Origin of the sequence: Rudaea sp., from assembly GCF_047601565.1 — a bacterium.
Classification (GTDB): domain Bacteria; phylum Pseudomonadota; class Gammaproteobacteria; order Xanthomonadales; family Rhodanobacteraceae; genus Rudaea.
In genome coordinates, this window is the sequence record NZ_JASGIY010000001.1 from 1,032,477 (window position 1) to 1,046,931 (window position 14,455).

General features: G+C 66.9%; 12 protein-coding genes. 6 read left to right on the forward strand and 6 right to left on the reverse strand.

Features of this window, described 5'->3' with window-relative positions; genetic code table 11:
- Nucleotides 1-110 precede the first annotated feature (110 nt).
- Nucleotides 111-1,268, forward strand: a complete 1,158-nt coding sequence (locus tag QM741_RS04415; RefSeq protein ID WP_415206522.1) for a serine hydrolase domain-containing protein — start codon at nucleotides 111-113, stop codon at nucleotides 1,266-1,268.
- Nucleotides 1,269-1,444: 176 nt separating this feature from the next.
- Here the strand turns inward: QM741_RS04415 and tyrS are convergent, their stop codons facing one another.
- The gene (tyrS, locus tag QM741_RS04420; RefSeq protein WP_415206523.1) at nucleotides 1,445-2,662 is read right to left on the reverse strand and encodes a tyrosine--tRNA ligase; all 1,218 of its coding nucleotides are present in this window, start codon (nucleotides 2,660-2,662) and stop codon (nucleotides 1,445-1,447) included.
- 182 nt (nucleotides 2,663-2,844) lie between these two features.
- On the opposite strand from tyrS, the gene QM741_RS04425 reads away from it, so the two are divergent.
- Together QM741_RS04425 and QM741_RS04430 are read left to right on the forward strand one after the other, a co-directional pair.
- Entirely contained in the window at nucleotides 2,845-4,290 is a 1,446-nt protein-coding gene (locus tag QM741_RS04425) for an OapA family protein (RefSeq protein ID WP_415206524.1), read from the forward strand.
- A gap of 12 nt (nucleotides 4,291-4,302) precedes the next feature.
- Nucleotides 4,303-5,418, forward strand: coding sequence for an anhydro-N-acetylmuramic acid kinase (locus QM741_RS04430; protein ID WP_415206525.1), 1,116 nt, complete (start codon nucleotides 4,303-4,305; stop codon nucleotides 5,416-5,418).
- Here QM741_RS04430 and QM741_RS04435 read toward each other — a convergent pair.
- Nucleotides 5,415-6,680, reverse strand: a complete 1,266-nt coding sequence (locus QM741_RS04435; protein ID WP_415206526.1) for an AmpG family muropeptide MFS transporter — start codon at nucleotides 6,678-6,680, stop codon at nucleotides 5,415-5,417. The genes QM741_RS04430 and QM741_RS04435 overlap by 4 nt on opposite strands.
- Nucleotides 6,677-7,477: an exodeoxyribonuclease III gene (locus QM741_RS04440; RefSeq protein WP_415206527.1), complete on the reverse strand. Its 801-nt coding sequence runs from the start codon at nucleotides 7,475-7,477 to the stop codon at nucleotides 6,677-6,679. Before QM741_RS04440 ends, QM741_RS04435 begins: the two co-directional genes overlap by 4 nt.
- 159 nt (nucleotides 7,478-7,636) lie before the next feature.
- Between QM741_RS04440 and pyrE the strand changes: the two genes are divergently transcribed.
- A complete protein-coding gene (gene pyrE, locus QM741_RS04445) occupies nucleotides 7,637-8,284 on the forward strand; it encodes an orotate phosphoribosyltransferase (protein WP_415206528.1) in 648 nt (215 codons plus the stop codon).
- A gap of 57 nt (nucleotides 8,285-8,341) precedes the next feature.
- Nucleotides 8,342-8,986 (forward strand): hypothetical protein, encoded by a 645-nt coding sequence (locus tag QM741_RS04450; protein WP_415206529.1) that lies wholly within the window; start codon nucleotides 8,342-8,344, stop codon nucleotides 8,984-8,986.
- 30 nt (nucleotides 8,987-9,016) lie between these two features.
- Here QM741_RS04450 and QM741_RS04455 read toward each other — a convergent pair whose 3' ends face one another.
- The 3 genes from QM741_RS04455 to coaBC are packed head-to-tail and all read right to left on the reverse strand — an operon-like array spanning nucleotide 9,017 to nucleotide 13,229.
- Nucleotides 9,017-11,446, reverse strand: coding sequence for a phosphomannomutase/phosphoglucomutase (locus tag QM741_RS04455; protein ID WP_415206530.1), 2,430 nt, complete (start codon nucleotides 11,444-11,446; stop codon nucleotides 9,017-9,019).
- 41 nt (nucleotides 11,447-11,487) lie between these two features.
- Nucleotides 11,488-11,943: a dUTP diphosphatase gene (gene dut / locus QM741_RS04460; RefSeq protein ID WP_415206531.1), complete on the reverse strand. Its 456-nt coding sequence runs from the start codon at nucleotides 11,941-11,943 to the stop codon at nucleotides 11,488-11,490.
- A complete protein-coding gene (gene coaBC / locus QM741_RS04465; RefSeq protein WP_415206532.1) occupies nucleotides 11,940-13,229 on the reverse strand; it encodes a bifunctional phosphopantothenoylcysteine decarboxylase/phosphopantothenate--cysteine ligase CoaBC in 1,290 nt (429 codons plus the stop codon). The genes dut and coaBC overlap by 4 nt, the downstream gene beginning before the upstream one ends.
- 97 nt (nucleotides 13,230-13,326) lie before the next feature.
- Between coaBC and radC the strand changes: the two genes are divergently transcribed.
- Nucleotides 13,327-14,001 carry a RadC family protein gene (gene radC / locus QM741_RS04470; RefSeq protein ID WP_415206533.1) on the forward strand — a complete coding sequence of 225 codons (675 nt, stop codon included), beginning with the start codon at nucleotides 13,327-13,329 and terminating at the stop codon, nucleotides 13,999-14,001.
- Nucleotides 14,002-14,455: the final 454 nt, after the last annotated feature.

Consider the following 14,455-nt stretch of genomic DNA (forward strand, 5'->3'; position numbering starts at 1 on the left):
CCGCGACGGGCGAGCCGCGCAGAACTGATTTCCGACTGCCGCCCGATTTCGGCTTAGACTTGCAAAAACTTCGTCTTCGCGCGTGAAGGCGATTGCTCCGGGGACTTGCCATGACCGCCACGCACCATCCTCACGCGGCGATGCCGCGCCGCACTTTCCTTGCCGCGCTCGCCGCGGCCGCGCTCGCCGGCTGCGCGAACGCGACGCGGCGCGACCCGGACGAACGCGTCGACGAACTGATGCGCCGCTACCAGGGCAAGGTGCCCGGCGCCTCGCTGCTCGTGCTGCGCGACGGCCATCCTGCGATCCGCAAAAGCTACGGCTACGCCGACCTCGAGAACGTCGTCGCCGCGATGCCGGCGACGAACTACCGCCTCGCCTCGATGACCAAGGAATTCACCGCCGCGTCCATCCTGCTGCTCGCCGAGGACGGCAAGCTCGCGCTCGACGACCGCGCGCGCAAATGGCTGCCGTCGCTGCCGGGCGTGGCCGATGCGATCACGCTGCGCCACCTGCTCACCCATACCGGCGGCCTGATCGACTACGAGGACGTGATGCCGCAGTCACCGCCCGAGCCGGCGCCGCTGCCGTCGGCCAGCGCATTGCCGCCGACCAGCGCCGAATCCGTGCCCGAATCGGACCGGCAACTGCGCGACGCCGACGTGCTGCGCTTGATCGAGAAGACCGACAAGCTCTACTTCGCGCCCGGCACGAGCTACCGCTACAGCAACACCGGCTACGCCATGCTGGCGCTGATCGTCGAGCGTGCATCGGGCAAACCGTTCCAGGATTTCCTGCGCGAGCGCATCTTCGTCCCGCTCGGCATGCGCGACACGCTCGCGCGCGTGCACGGCGGCCCACCGGTGTCGCATCGCGCCTACGGCTACAGCGAAATCGGCGGTCGCTGGCTGCGCACCGACCAGAGCCTGACCAGCGCCGTGCTCGGCGACGGCGGCATCTATTCCTCGATCGACGATCTCGCCAAGTGGGACGCCGCGCTCTACGACGCGCGCCTGCTGCGCGACGAATCGCGCCGCGCCGCGTTCACGCCGTGGACGAGGACCGACGAAGCCGATGTCGAATACGGCTACGGCTGGCGCATCACCGGCGAGACGCTCTGGCACTCGGGCGAGACGATCGGCTTCCGCAACGTCATCGTGCGCTGGCCGCGCCGGCGCACGAGCGTGATCCTGCTGAGCAACCGCGATGATCCCGAGCCGTACCGCACGGCGCTTGCGACCGGGCAGCTTTACCTGCCCGCAGGCTAGCCCGCATTTCTCACGCCGGTCCGCCGCGAGGGCGCCGAGACGCCGTTCTGGCGCGTGATGCGCACCGAGGACGGGCGAAGGCGTACTCGACAGTACGTCGAGCCCGGCCGAGGGAGCGGCGCGCGCCAGAGCGGATGGATCGGCGGCCGCAGCAGAAGCGGCGTGAGAAATGCGGGCTAGCCCCGCACGACGAGCCGCACGCGCGCGAACGAGCGCTTGCCGATCTGCAGCAAGTGTTCGCCGCCCGCGGCGAGCGTGCGTTCGCGGTCCTCGACCACGGCGCCGTCGATGCGCACCGCGCGTTCGCCGAGCTTGCGCACGACTTCGGAATTGCTCGCCGCAAGCTTGGCCGCGACGAACAGCGGAGAAATGCGGATGCCCTCGGCCGGCACCGCGACGTCCAGCAACGGCAGGTCGACGTCGACGCGCTGCTCGCGCACGAGCGCGTTCCACTGTTCGATCGCGCGTTCGGCTTCAGCCGCGCCCCGGAAGCGCGCAGCGAGTTCGCGCGCCAGCGCAAGCTTGGCATCGCGCGGATGCAATTGCCCGTTCGCGACGTCGCGCTTCATCGCCGCGATCTCGGCCGCGGAACGGTCCAGGCTCAACAACTCGTACCAGCGCCACATCAACTCGTCGCCGATCTTCATCGTCTTGTTGACGATGTCGATCGCCGCTTCGTTGATGCCGATGTAGTTGCCGAGCGACTTCGACATCTTGTTGACGCCGTCGAGGCCCTCGAGCAACGGCATCGTCAGCACGATCTGCGGCGGCTGGCCCGATTCTTCCTGCAACTGGCGGCCGACGAGCAGATTGAACTTCTGGTCGGTGCCGCCGAGTTCGACGTCGGCCTCGAGCGCGACCGAGTCGTAGCCCTGCACGAGCGGGTAGAGGAACTCGTGGATCGCGATCGGCTGGTTGCCCTTGTAGCGCTTGGCGAAATCGTCGCGCTCGAGCATGCGCGCGACGGTGTGCCTGGCCGCCAGCTTGATCATGCCGGCCGCGTCCATCTTGCCGAACCATTCGGAGTTGAAGCGCACCTCGGTCTTGTCGCGGTCGAGCACCTTGAACACCTGGTCGGCATAGGTCTTCGCGTTGGCTTCGATGTCCTCGCGGCTCAGCGGCTTGCGCGTGGCGTTCTTGCCGGTCGGGTCGCCGATCATGCCGGTGAAGTCGCCGATCAGGAAGATGACCCGGTGGCCGAGATCCTGGAACTGGCGCATCTTGTTGAGCAGCACGGTGTGGCCCAGGTGCAGATCCGGCGCGGTCGGGTCGAAGCCGGCCTTGATCCGCAGCGGCCGGCCGAGCTTGAGACGCGCTTCGAGGTCCTCGCGCTTGATGATTTCCTCGGCACCGCGGCCGATCAGATCCAGGGCCGCTTGAATTTCCGCTGACATCGTCGTTTCCACCACTTCTCGAAAAAGTATACTTGTACAAACCCCGCGATCCGTTCAGATTTCGTCGGCGCGAAGTTAAAAAATCATTAGTCGAGAAACCCGCCGGAACCCTTTGAAAATCAAAGGATTGACGCAAAGTATCCGACTGTATATGGTACGGGCTGTTTTGTCGGAAACCGGCCGTGAATCTGAACAAAAAACACTCCTGCGCCACCCGCATCGCTCCATTGAACGGCGCAGCCGACGCGTCCACGAACGCCGCAAAGTGGACTTCTATACAACGCATCGTCACAGGGCCGCTCGCGAAAGCGCCGCTGTCGTGGCGGCGCAGGCACGTCGTTCTCGCCGGCGCCATCGTCGCGGTGCTCGTCGCCGCGGGCGCGACGATCCCGACCTGGGCACTGGCGATGCGCGATGCCGACAACGCGCCACGCACCACGCTCGACCTTCCGCTGCCGGCATTATCGCCCGAAGAGACGGCCTTGTCTGCCGCGACCGACGCCGTGCCGAGCGACGCGCTCGCCGACGACGACGCCTGGCAGGTCGTCAAGGTCAAGTCGGGGCAGACGCTCGCCGACATTTTCCAGCAGCAGAACCTCAATGCGACCGACCTCGCGCGCCTGCTCGACGATCCCGGCAACACGCGCTGCCTGCGCAGCATCCACCCCGGCGACGAATTCGCCTTCCTGCGCAACGGCGCCGGCGGCCTGCGCGCGATCCGCTTCGACCGCGACGACCGCACGCGCGTGATCGCGAACTTCACCGCCGACGGCGTCAGGCAGACGCCGCTCGAGCGCAACGTCGAGCGCCGCACCCACGTCGCCCATGGCGTCATCGATTCCTCGCTGTTCGGCGCGGGCGAGGCGGCCGGCATGAGCGATGCGATGGTGCTGCAACTCGCCAACGCGTTCGGCTACGACATCGACTTCGCCCAGGACCTGCGCCAGGGCGACAGCTTCACCGTGATCTACGACGACGTCTACCGCGAAGGCGAACGCCTGCGCGACGGCGACATCCTCGCCGCGACGTTCGTCAACAAAGGCAAGCGCTACTCCGCGTTCCGCTTCACCAACGGCGCCGGCGAGACGAGCTACTACAGCGCCGAAGGCCGGCCTCTGAAGAAGACCTTCCTACGTACGCCGCTCGATTTCACCCGCATCACCTCGTATTTCTCGGTCGCGCGCATGCACCCGATCCTCGGCCTCATGCGCGCGCACAAGGGTGTGGACTATGCCGCGCCGATGGGCACGCCGATCCGCGCCGCCGGCGACGGCAAGATCGCGTTCCGCGGCTGGCAGCCGGGCTACGGCAACGTCGTCATCGTCCAGCACAACGCGCACAACTCGACGCTGTACGGCCATATGTCGCGCCTCGGCGGCTACCAGGTCGGCCAGCGCGTCGCGCAGGGCGCGACGATCGGCTACGTCGGCATGACCGGCCTCGCCACCGGCCCGCATCTGCATTACGAATTCCGCGTCGACGGCCAGCACCGCAACCCGCTGACGGTGACGACGCTGCCGCCGGAGCCGCTGCCCGGCGTCGAACTCGCGCGCTTCCGTACGCAGACGCAGCCGATGCTCGCCCGGCTCAACCAGCTCGAGGCCACGCAGCTCGCTTCGGCGAAGTAGCGTCGTGAGGTCGTGGCGGCGCTGTATCTCGGTCTGATCTCCGGCACCAGCGCCGACGGCATCGACGTCGCCCTGGCTTCGTTCGCGCGCAAGCCGAAGCTGCTTGCCGGCCTGACGCATCCCTACCCGGAAGACCTGCGCCGGCGCATCCTCGCGCTCGCGCAAGGCGACGGGCGCATCGCGCTCGACGAGTTCGGCGCGCTCGACGTCGAGATCGCGCGCGCGTTCGCCGCGGCCGCGCTGACATTGCTGAAGCGGGAAAAGATCGACGCAACCCGGATCCGCGCGCTCGGCTCGCACGGCCAGACCGTGCGCCACCGCCCGCTCGGCGCGGCGCCGTACACGATGCAGCTCGGCGATCCGAACGTGATCGCCGAGTCGACCGGCATCGCCACCGTCGCCGATTTCCGCCGTCGCGACATCGCCGCGGGCGGCCACGGCGCGCCGCTCGCGCCCGCGTTTCACGCGGCGATGCTTGCGCACGACGGCAAGACGCGCGTCGTGCTCAACCTCGGCGGCATCGCCAACATCACGATCCTTGCGGGCGACAAGAAAAAACCGCTGCGCGGCTTCGACACCGGCCCCGCGAGCTGCCTGCTCGACGCGTGGATCGCCAGGCACCGCGACCAGCCCTTCGACAAGGACGGCGCGTTCGCCGCCTCGGGCCGTATCGACGATACGCTGCTCAAGCGCCTTCTGTCCGAGCCGTACTTCGCCGAGTCGCCGCCGAAAAGCACGGGCCGCGAAGTGTTCCATCTGGCATGGCTGGCCGAGCATCTGCGCGGCCTCGCAATCGCGCCGAAGAACGTGCAGGCGACCCTCGTCGCGCTGTCCGCGTTGACGATCGCCGACGCGATCCACGCGCATGCGCGCGACGCGCGCGAGGTCTGGGTCTGCGGCGGCGGCGTGCACAATCCGGTATTGATGGCGGCGATTGCACAGGCGCTCGCACCGATTCCCGTCGCCAGCATCGCCAGGCTCGGCATCGATCCCGACTTCGTCGAAGCGATGACCTTCGCCTGGCTCGCGCGTGAGCGCCTGGAAAATCGCGCCGCACCGAACGTATACAGCGTCACCGGCGCACGCGGACCGCGCGTCCTCGGCGGGGTATATTACGGGGGCGGCTAAGCCGTCGACGATTTCGCGTCGAGCCGCGCGAATTGTCCGTGCAGCGCAGCCAGCAACAACAGGCCCGGCAACGCGCAGGCGAGGCTGACGGCGAAATAGACGACCCAGCCATAGTCCGCCGCGATCCAGCCCGCCACCGGGCCGACGAAAATGCGCGCGGCCGAATCGAGCGCGCTGAACAACGCATACTGCGTCGCGCTGAACCGTTTGTCGCACAGGGTCATCAGCAGAGCGACGAAGGCGCCGGTGCCCAGACCGGAGGTGAAATTCTCCGCCGCCACGGCCGTTACCAAGGCCGGGTAACCCTGCCAGCCGAGGGCGATGGCGAAGAATCCCAACGCGCCCAAGCCTTGCAGCACACCGAACACCCACAGCGCGCGCCGCAGCGACCAGCGTTCGAGCAGCAGGCCGCCGGCGAAAGCGCCGACCACGGTGGCGGCGAGTCCGAACACCTTGTTGACCCAGCCGACCTCGCTCAACGCATAACCGGCGCCGCGCAGCAGAAACGTGCTGGACAGGCTCAATGCGAACGCATTGCCGAGTTTGTAGAGAAGAATCAGCGCAAGCCACTGCACCGCCTTCGTGCGCACGAGAAATTCGCGCAACGGTTCGACATAGGCCCGCACGAGGGAATGCGCGGATTCCTTCGCCGCCCGGCGTTCCGGCGCGACCAGCGTGCCGACGATGCCGACGCCCATCAACGCCGCCATCGCCAGATAGGCAAAGCGAAACCCGTAATGGCCCGCGAGGATCAGCGCAAGGCCGCCCGACACGACCATCGCGACGCGGTAGCCGCCGACGCCGAACGCCGCGCCCAAGCCACGATCGCGCGGCAACAGTTGATCGGCGCGATACGCGTCGACGGCGATGTCCTGCGTTGCCGATAGCGTCGCCAGCAAGACCGCCAGCAGCGCGATCGCCGGCAGCGAAGTTTGCGGCGACAGGCCCGCGATCAGCACGAGCACGACGACGATGCCGACCTGCATCCACAGCATCCAGCCGCGCCGCCGGCCCAGCGGCGACAGCGAAAACCGGTCGATCAGCGGCGCCCACAGAAACTTGAACACGTAGGCGAGCGCGACGAGCTTGATCGCACCGATGGTCTTCAGGCTCAGGCCGCTGACCGCGCACCAGGCCTCGAGCGTCGAAAACGACAGCGCGACGGGCAGACCCGAACCGAATCCGAGCAAGGCGACCGCCGCGAGCGTACGCGGGCGCTGCGCACCGGCGGGAACCGGCTCCGTCACCGGTATTCGCGTCACCGGTATTCGACCAACATCGGCGCGTGGTCGGAGAAGCGCGGCGCCGGCGTGATCTCGCAGCGTTCCACCTTCTTGCCCAGCCCCGGCGTGACGATCTGGTAATCGATGCGCCAGCCGACGTTGTTCGCGCGCGCGCCGCCGCGCGCCGACCACCACGTGTACTCGACCGTGTCGGGCTTGGCGACGCGGAACGCATCGCGCCAGCCGGTTCTCGGCGGTGCAGTTTCGCCATCGCCGTGCGCGTCGGCGATCAGGCCGTTGAGCCAGGCGCGCTCGGGCGGCAGGCAGCCAGAGTTTTTCTGGTTCGAGGTCCAGTTCTTGATGTCGTTTTTCGCGCGCACGATGTTCCAGTCGCCGCACAGCACGTACTCGCGGCCGGACTCCAGCCATTCGTCGAAGATCGGTTTGAGCCAATCCATCACCTTGAACTTGAAAGCCTGCCGCTCCTCGCCCGAGGTCCCCGACGGGATGTAGAACGAGATCACGCTGAGCTTGCCGAAGCGCGCTTCGATGTAGCGCCCCTCGTCGTCGAACGGCGCCCAGCCGAGCGCGGTGCGCACCTCGTCGGGCTCGCGCTTCGCATAGATCGCCACGCCCGAGTAGCCCTTTTTCGTCGTCGCGTCGCGATAGAAGCAGTGATGGCCGTCCGGGCGGAACATCGGATCGGTCAATTGGTCTTCCTGCGCCTTGGTTTCCTGCAGGCAGACCACGTCGGCATCCTGCTTTTTCAGCCAGTCGAAGAAGCCCTTGTTCGCGGCGGAGCGGATGCCGTTGGCGTTGAAGGTGAGGATTTTCACGTGATTGGTGGTTCGTGATGGGTGATTCGTAGGGTACCGGATTTGCCGATCGGGCTCCCTGAAGATTTCGGCGACGTGATATCCGACTGCAAATTTCGATGCGGCCTGCGGCGTTGCTATCATCGAATCACCAATCACCAATCACCAATCACCAATCACATGCTTCCCCACCAGCAATCCTTCCTCGACCTCGCCCTCGCGAGGAACGCGCTGCGCTTCGGCGAGTTCACCCTCAAATCGGGGCGCGTGAGTCCGTACTTCTTCAACGCCGGCACGATCGACTCGGGCGCGGCGCTCGCGGTGCTCGGGCGCGCTTATGCGCAGGCGGCGCTGGATTCCGGCATCGAATTCGACACGCTGTTCGGGCCGGCCTACAAGGGCATTTCGCTCGCGACCGCGACGGCGATCGCGCTGGCCGACGCCGCCGGGCGCGACGTGCCGGTGGCATTCAACCGCAAGGAGGCGAAGACGCACGGCGAAGGCGGCGTCGTGATCGGCGCACCGCTCGAGGGTCGCGTGCTGATCGTCGACGACGTGATCACCGCCGGCACTGCGATCCGCGAATCGCTGGCGCTGATCGCCGCACACGGGGCGACCGCGGCCGGTATTCTGATTGCGCTCGACCGCCAGGAGCGCGGCCAGGGCGCGCTGTCGGCCGTGCAGGAAGTCGAGCGCGAATTCGGCGTGCCGGTCGTCGCGATCGCACGCCTCGCCGACCTGTTCGCGCTCGTCGCCGCGCGGCCCGAACTCGCCGCGCACCGCGAACGCATGGAAGCATACCGCCGCGCCTACGCCGCCGGCGAGTGAGGGGCGGCGCGCTGCCCCGCGCCCGATGTATGCTTCGCGCCAATCACGGAAACCACCATGCGCCCCACCATCGTTATCGCCCTGACGTTCGCCCTCACCGCCGCCGCGTCGAACGCCGCCGCGCAAGACAAGGCCGCCCACAATCGCTATCGCTGGATCGATCCGCACGGCAGCGTACAGTACGCCGACTCACCCACGGCCGAAGCGCTGCAAGCCGGTTACGACGTGATCAATGCGCGCGGTTCGGTGGTCCGGCACGTCGACCGGGCCAAGACCGCCGAGGAAAAGCAGGTCGAAGCGAATGCCGCAGCCGCCAGCACGCTGGACAAGCAGCGCGCCTCCGAAGCCGCGCGGGCCGATCAACAGTTGTTGCAGGCCTACTCCTCCGAGCAGGCATTGATCGACGCACAGAAAGGCCGCATCGTGGCGATCGACCAGGAACTCGCCAACGTCAAGGTCAGCCAGGCCGATCAGGAAAAGAGCCTCGCCGAGCAACTCGCCTACGCCTCGACCTTCGAGCGCGACGGCAAACCCGTACCGGCACCCGTGAAGCAGCAGATCGAAACGCTGCGCGAAAACGTGGAAGCGCAAAAGAAGTTCACTGCAACCAAGCTTGCCGAGCGGGAACAGTCGGAGCAGCGGGCGCGGGCCGAACTCGCCCATTATCGCGAACTGCGCGCGGCGCAGCAGAAGACGCCGTAGTAAGGGACGCGCCGTTCCGCGCGTCTACGCTCAGAACGGCAGCTTCAGCTTCGGATTGACCGCGTGCAACTGCGCGCGGAACAGGTTCTGCACGCGCTTGAGCGCGTCCATGTTCTCGGCCTCGAAGCGCAGCACGAGTACCGGTGTGGTGTTCGAGGCGCGCACGAGGCCCCAGCCGTCGGGCCAGTCGGCGCGGACACCGTCGATCGTGTTGATCGTGGCGCCCTCGAATTTCGCTTCCTGCCTGAAGCGCTCGATGAACTTGTAGTGCTCGCCCTCGGCCAGTTCGATCTTCAGCTCGGGCGTGCTCACGCTGTTCGGCAGGGTTTCGAAGATTTCCTGCGGCAGGCGCTGCTGTGCGTCGGAAGAAAGGATTTCGAGCAAACGCGCGCCGGCGTAGAGGCCGTCGTCAAAGCCGTACCAGCGCTCCTTGAAGAAGAAGTGCCCGCTCATCTCGCCGGCCAGCGCGGCGCCGTTCTCGCGCATCTTGCCCTTGATCAGCGAATGACCGGTGCGCCACATCAGCGGCTTGCCGCCGGCCTGCTCGATCACGGACGCGAGCTTGCCGGTGCACTTCACGTCGTAGATGATCGTCGCGCCGCCGTCGCGCGAGAGCACGTCCTGCGCGAACAGCATCAGCGTGCGGTCGGGGAAGATCACCTCGCCGGATGGCGTGACCACGCCCAGGCGGTCGCCGTCGCCGTCGAAAGCGATGCCAAGATGCGCCTTGACCTGCTTGACCGTCAGGATGAGGTCTTCGAGGTTGTGCGGATCGGACGGGTCCGGATGATGATTCGGGAAATTGCCGTCGACCTCACAGAACAACGGCACGACGTCGGCGCCGAGGCGCTCGAACAACTCCGGCGCCACCGCGCCCGGTATGCCGTTGCCGCAGTCGACGACGATCTTGAGAGGGCGTGCGAGGCGCACGTCGCCGACGATGCGTTCGATGTAGTCGGGAATCAGGTTGCGCTTTTCGAGCGTACCCGCGCCCTTGGTGAAATCCTTCTCGACGATGCGCGTATAGAGTTTCTGGATCGCGTCTTCCGACAACGTCTCGCCGCCGAGCACGATCTTGAAGCCGTTGTAGTCGGGCGGGTTGTGGCTGCCGGTAACCATGACGCCGGAGCCGAGCCCGAGGTGATAGGTGGCGAAATAGAGCACCGGCGTCGGCGCCGCACCGATGTCGGTCACGTTGGCGCCGGCCGCGCGCAGGCCTTCGATCAGCGCCGCGGACAGGGCGGGGCCGGACAGGCGGCCGTCGCGGCCGACCGCGATCGTCGCAAGGCCGCGGCTCGCCATCTCGCTGCCGATCGCGCGACCGATCAGGCGCGCGACGTCGGCATTCAAGGTCTTGCCGAGCACGCCGCGGATATCGTAGGCGCGGAACATGCTGCGGCTGACGTGGACGTCGTCCTGATCTTCGACTGCCGCGGACGGCGCGGGCTTGGCGGGTGCTGACATCGGAACCGGCTCCTTGAGGATTTCGTCCATCACGTCCGGGCCAGCCGGCGGACTGCGTCGCAACAAGCGGTCGAACGCCGCGCGCCAACCGACGAGACGGGCATAGAACATTATTCCGCCGACAGCCAAAGCCAGCAAGGCGAGCACACCCAGGAGAACGAGGCTGCGCGGCACGAAAATCAACGACGCAGGCGGCATGATCCCGACGCGGAACAGACTGTTCGCAATCGGTTTGCCGACGATATCGGACGAATCGCCGCCGTTGCTGCCGACGCTCGCGACGACGAATTCGTTCATGCTCGCGCCTTGGCGCAGTTCGATCCGGGCCGCGCCGGACCCGGCTTTGCGCAATACCGCAAGCAGCGAATCGAGCGGAAACGCGGCATAAGCGTAGGCGAGAATCCGGTTTTCGCGCGTCACCGGCGATGCGAACGCCAGCAGACGCTTTCCGCCCTCGCCCGTGGTCGACTGCGCCGGCACCGCGGCATGCGTGCTGCTGGCCTGCACGAGCATGGCCGAGCGCGCGTATCCGGTCTTGGCGAAATCGGCGGCGAGCACGTCGGCGATGTCGGGCCGATGGAAATCGACGACGACGAGGTCGGGCAGCGCCTGTTTCGCCGCCTCTATCGCGGCTTCGCGGCCGCTCTCCCATTCACCGCTCAATGGCGCCGTCACCGCGTCGCTGGTCAGCACTCGTTGCAGGCGCGTGTTCGTGTCGGCGAGAAACCGACTCAGCGCGTCGACCGCGGCGGCGCGAACGGCTTCGATGCGCGCGATGTCGTCCTGCTCGGTGTAGACCAGCCACGCCTGCCAGACGAAAAAGGCGCCGAGGATCCACAGCAGCAACGCGCCGACCAGCATGGCGTAGCGAGCCAGTCCCACCGGTTCGGCGCGCACTCGCGGAGCCGGCGCGGACGGCGCATCGGCCTGTGCGGCGCCGTGGAATTCGGCGTCGGGCAAAGCATCGTTTTTCTTTTTCGCAAGCCAGCTTCCCATGCTCGATTCCCCCAGTAATCGTGCCAAGGGGCGACGCGCGGCTACGCGCTGCCGGAGTGGCCGAATCCGCCGACGCCGCGCTCGCTGGCATCAAAATCCTCGACCACACGAAACCGCGCCAGCGCCACCGGCAAAAAGACGAGTTGCGCGATGCGTTCCCCCGGCGCGATGGTATACGCAGCCGTCGCGCGATTCCAGCAGGAAATCATCAACGGACCCTGGTAATCCGCATCGATCAGGCCGACCAGGTTGCCGAGCACGAGACCGTGTTTGTGACCCAGTCCCGACCTCGGCAGGATGATTGCGCAAAGGCTTGCATCGCCGATATGGATCGCGATGCCGGTGGGAATCAATGCACTCGCTCCGGGCGCGAGCGTCAACGGCGCATCGAGCGCGGCACGCAGGTCCATGCCGGCAGAGCCCGGCGTCGCCCGCGCCGGCAGCGGAATCTCGTTGCCGAGACGCGGATCGAGGATTTTCAGTTCGACATCGATCATCGCGTGCGCGTCCGCGCACGCACGGGAACGAGTTTGCGCCGGCTCTCGCTCCCCGTCCCTCGCCCTTCGTTCTTCGCCTGCGCTTTCTCGGCGATCCGCGCGACGAGCTGGCGCGCGAGCGCGAGCTTGTCGGCGCGGGCGAAGCGCTCGATGCCGTCGCGCGAGATCAGTAGGATCTCGTTTTCGCAGGCGTCGAAACCGTGGCCCTCGCCGACCCGGTTCGCGGCGATGAGGTCGAGCTTCTTGCGTTCGAGCTTGGCGCGCGCATAGGTCTCGATGTTCTGCGTTTCCGCGGCGAAGCCGACGACGAACGGTCGCCGCGCCAGCGCGGCGACGCCGGCCAGGATATCGGGATTCTCGTCGAGGCTCAGCGTCAACGCGCCGCCGTTCTTTTTGAGCTTGTGCGGTGCGATCTCGTGCGGACGGAAATCGCCGACGGCGGCCGCGCCGATGTAGATGTCGCTGCCCTCGGCGCGCGCCATCACCGCTTCGCGCATCTCGCGCGCGCTGCGCACGTCGACGCGCGCGACGCCCGGCGGCGTCGTCAGATGCACCGGGCCGGCGACGAGCTGCACGTTCGCGCCCTGCTCCGCCGCGGCCTGGGCGACGGCGAAACCCATGCGCCCGGAACTGCGGTTGCCGATGAAGCGCACCGGGTCGATGTCCTCGTAGGTCGGCCCCGCGCTGACGAGCACACGTTTGCCGGCAAGCCGTTTCGGCCCGTACAGCGCGGTCAGCCCGGCGACGATGTCGTGCGGTTCGAGCAGGCGGCCGGGGCCGGATTCCGGCTCGGCCATACGGCCTTCGGCCGGGCCCAGGAAGACCGCGCCGCGGCTGCGCAACACGGCCACGTTGGCCTGCGTCGCCGCATGCGCCCACATGCGCAGGTTCATCGCCGGCGCGATCGCGAGCGGAGCCTCGCTGGCGAGGCACAGCGTGGTCAGCAGGTCGGTGGCGAAGCCGTGCGCGAGCCGTGCGATCACATCGGCGCTCGCCGGCGCGATCACGATGTGCTGCGCCCAGTGCGCCAGTTCCAGATGTCCCATCGCGGCTTCGGCGGCCTCGTCCCACAGGCCGCTGCGCACCGGTTGGCCGGACAGCGCCTGGAACGTCAGCGGGGTGACGAAGCGCGCCGCGTTCGCGGTCAACACGACGCGCACCTCGGCCCCCGCGTCGCGCAGACGGCGCACGAGTTCGCACGCCTTGTACGCCGCGATTCCGCCCGATACGCCGAGCAGGATACGCAGGCCGGCGAGACCGTTTCGAGCTTCGTGCTGCGACGCCATGTAGGAAATCCGGGGACGAGGAAATGCGCGGATAGCTTACCGGAATTTACGTCGCGCCCCACGGCGCACGGCCGTCATATCGATCGAAACTATTGCCATGACGATTCTCGACTGGCCCTGCCAAGAACGCCCGCGCGAAAAACTCGTCGCGCGCGGCGCGGCGGCGTTGTCCGACGCGGAACTGCTCGCGATTTTCCTCGGCAGCGGCCGGCACGGTCAGACCGCGGTCGATCTCGGCCGCGAATTGCTCGGTTGCAACGGCGGCCTGAAAGGTCTGCTCGAACTGGATTCCACCGCCCTCGCGGCACTGCCGGGTCTCGGCGCGGCCAAGGCCTGCCGCCTGCTCGCCGCGCTCGAACTCGGCAAGCGCCACCTCGCCGTCGACCTCGACCGCCCCGACGCGCTGAGCAATCCGCTCGCCTGCGCCGATTTCGTGCGCGCAAAGCTGGCCGGCTATCCGTACGAGGTCTTCGCCTGCCTGTTTCTCGACACCCGCAATCGCATGATCGCGTTCGAGGAACTGTTCCGCGGTTCGGTCAACGGCGCGAACGTGCACGTACGCGAAGTCGTGCGGCGCTGTCTCGCGCACAACGCGGCGGCGGCGATCTTCGCCCACAACCACCCTTCGGGCGTGGCCGAACCGAGCCAGGCGGACCGCGAAGTCACCGGCGAACTGCGCAGCGCACTGCGCCTGATCGACGTGCGCGTGCTCGATCACCTCATCGTCGGTTCGGGCAAGGTCGCTTCGCTGGCGCAACTCGGCCAGATCTGAGGGGTTGTCTACGAAACACCCGTGACGACGCCGCTTGTTTCCTCCCCCCGCAAGCGGGGTAAGCGAAGACAAGTTCAGGCGTCGATACATCCCTGTCGGCCTTCCGTGCGCCTTGCCGCGCCGTGCGCATCCCGCACGCCGCTTGAGGTCCCTGACCATGATGCGACGCCTGATGCGGGCGAGATTACGCGCGTTTTGTTGCAAAATTCTTGCGTCGCCACAGGCACTTGGCCGGTGGATTTATACACAATGCGACATTCGCTGCATTTGCGGCTTTTTACACCGCGATCGCATGGAATGGGTGGGAATAAACATATGAAAAACAGCTAGTTACAGGTTCATCCCGATAGTTGGCCCGACCGAGCCACCGCCTAACCGATTTTCTCCACCTGTGCAAGAGGAATGCTATGCACAAAGTTATCCACAGGAATCCCTGAGCTCGCCCCTGAAAAAG

Excerpts from the sequence above, each read along its gene's own strand:
- QM741_RS04415 (WP_415206522.1), top strand. The coding sequence starts at position 111 with ATGACCGCCACGCACCATCCTCACGCGGCGATGCCGCGCCGCACTTTC.
- tyrS (WP_415206523.1), bottom strand. The coding sequence starts at position 2,662 with ATGTCAGCGGAAATTCAAGCGGCCCTGGATCTGATCGGCCGCGGTGCC.
- pyrE (WP_415206528.1), top strand. The coding sequence starts at position 7,637 with ATGCTTCCCCACCAGCAATCCTTCCTCGACCTCGCCCTCGCGAGGAAC.
- QM741_RS04450 (WP_415206529.1), top strand. The coding sequence starts at position 8,342 with ATGCGCCCCACCATCGTTATCGCCCTGACGTTCGCCCTCACCGCCGCC.
- QM741_RS04455 (WP_415206530.1), bottom strand. The coding sequence starts at position 11,446 with ATGGGAAGCTGGCTTGCGAAAAAGAAAAACGATGCTTTGCCCGACGCC.
- dut (WP_415206531.1), bottom strand. The coding sequence starts at position 11,943 with ATGATCGATGTCGAACTGAAAATCCTCGATCCGCGTCTCGGCAACGAG.
- coaBC (WP_415206532.1), bottom strand. The coding sequence starts at position 13,229 with ATGGCGTCGCAGCACGAAGCTCGAAACGGTCTCGCCGGCCTGCGTATC.
- radC (WP_415206533.1), top strand. The coding sequence starts at position 13,327 with ATGACGATTCTCGACTGGCCCTGCCAAGAACGCCCGCGCGAAAAACTC.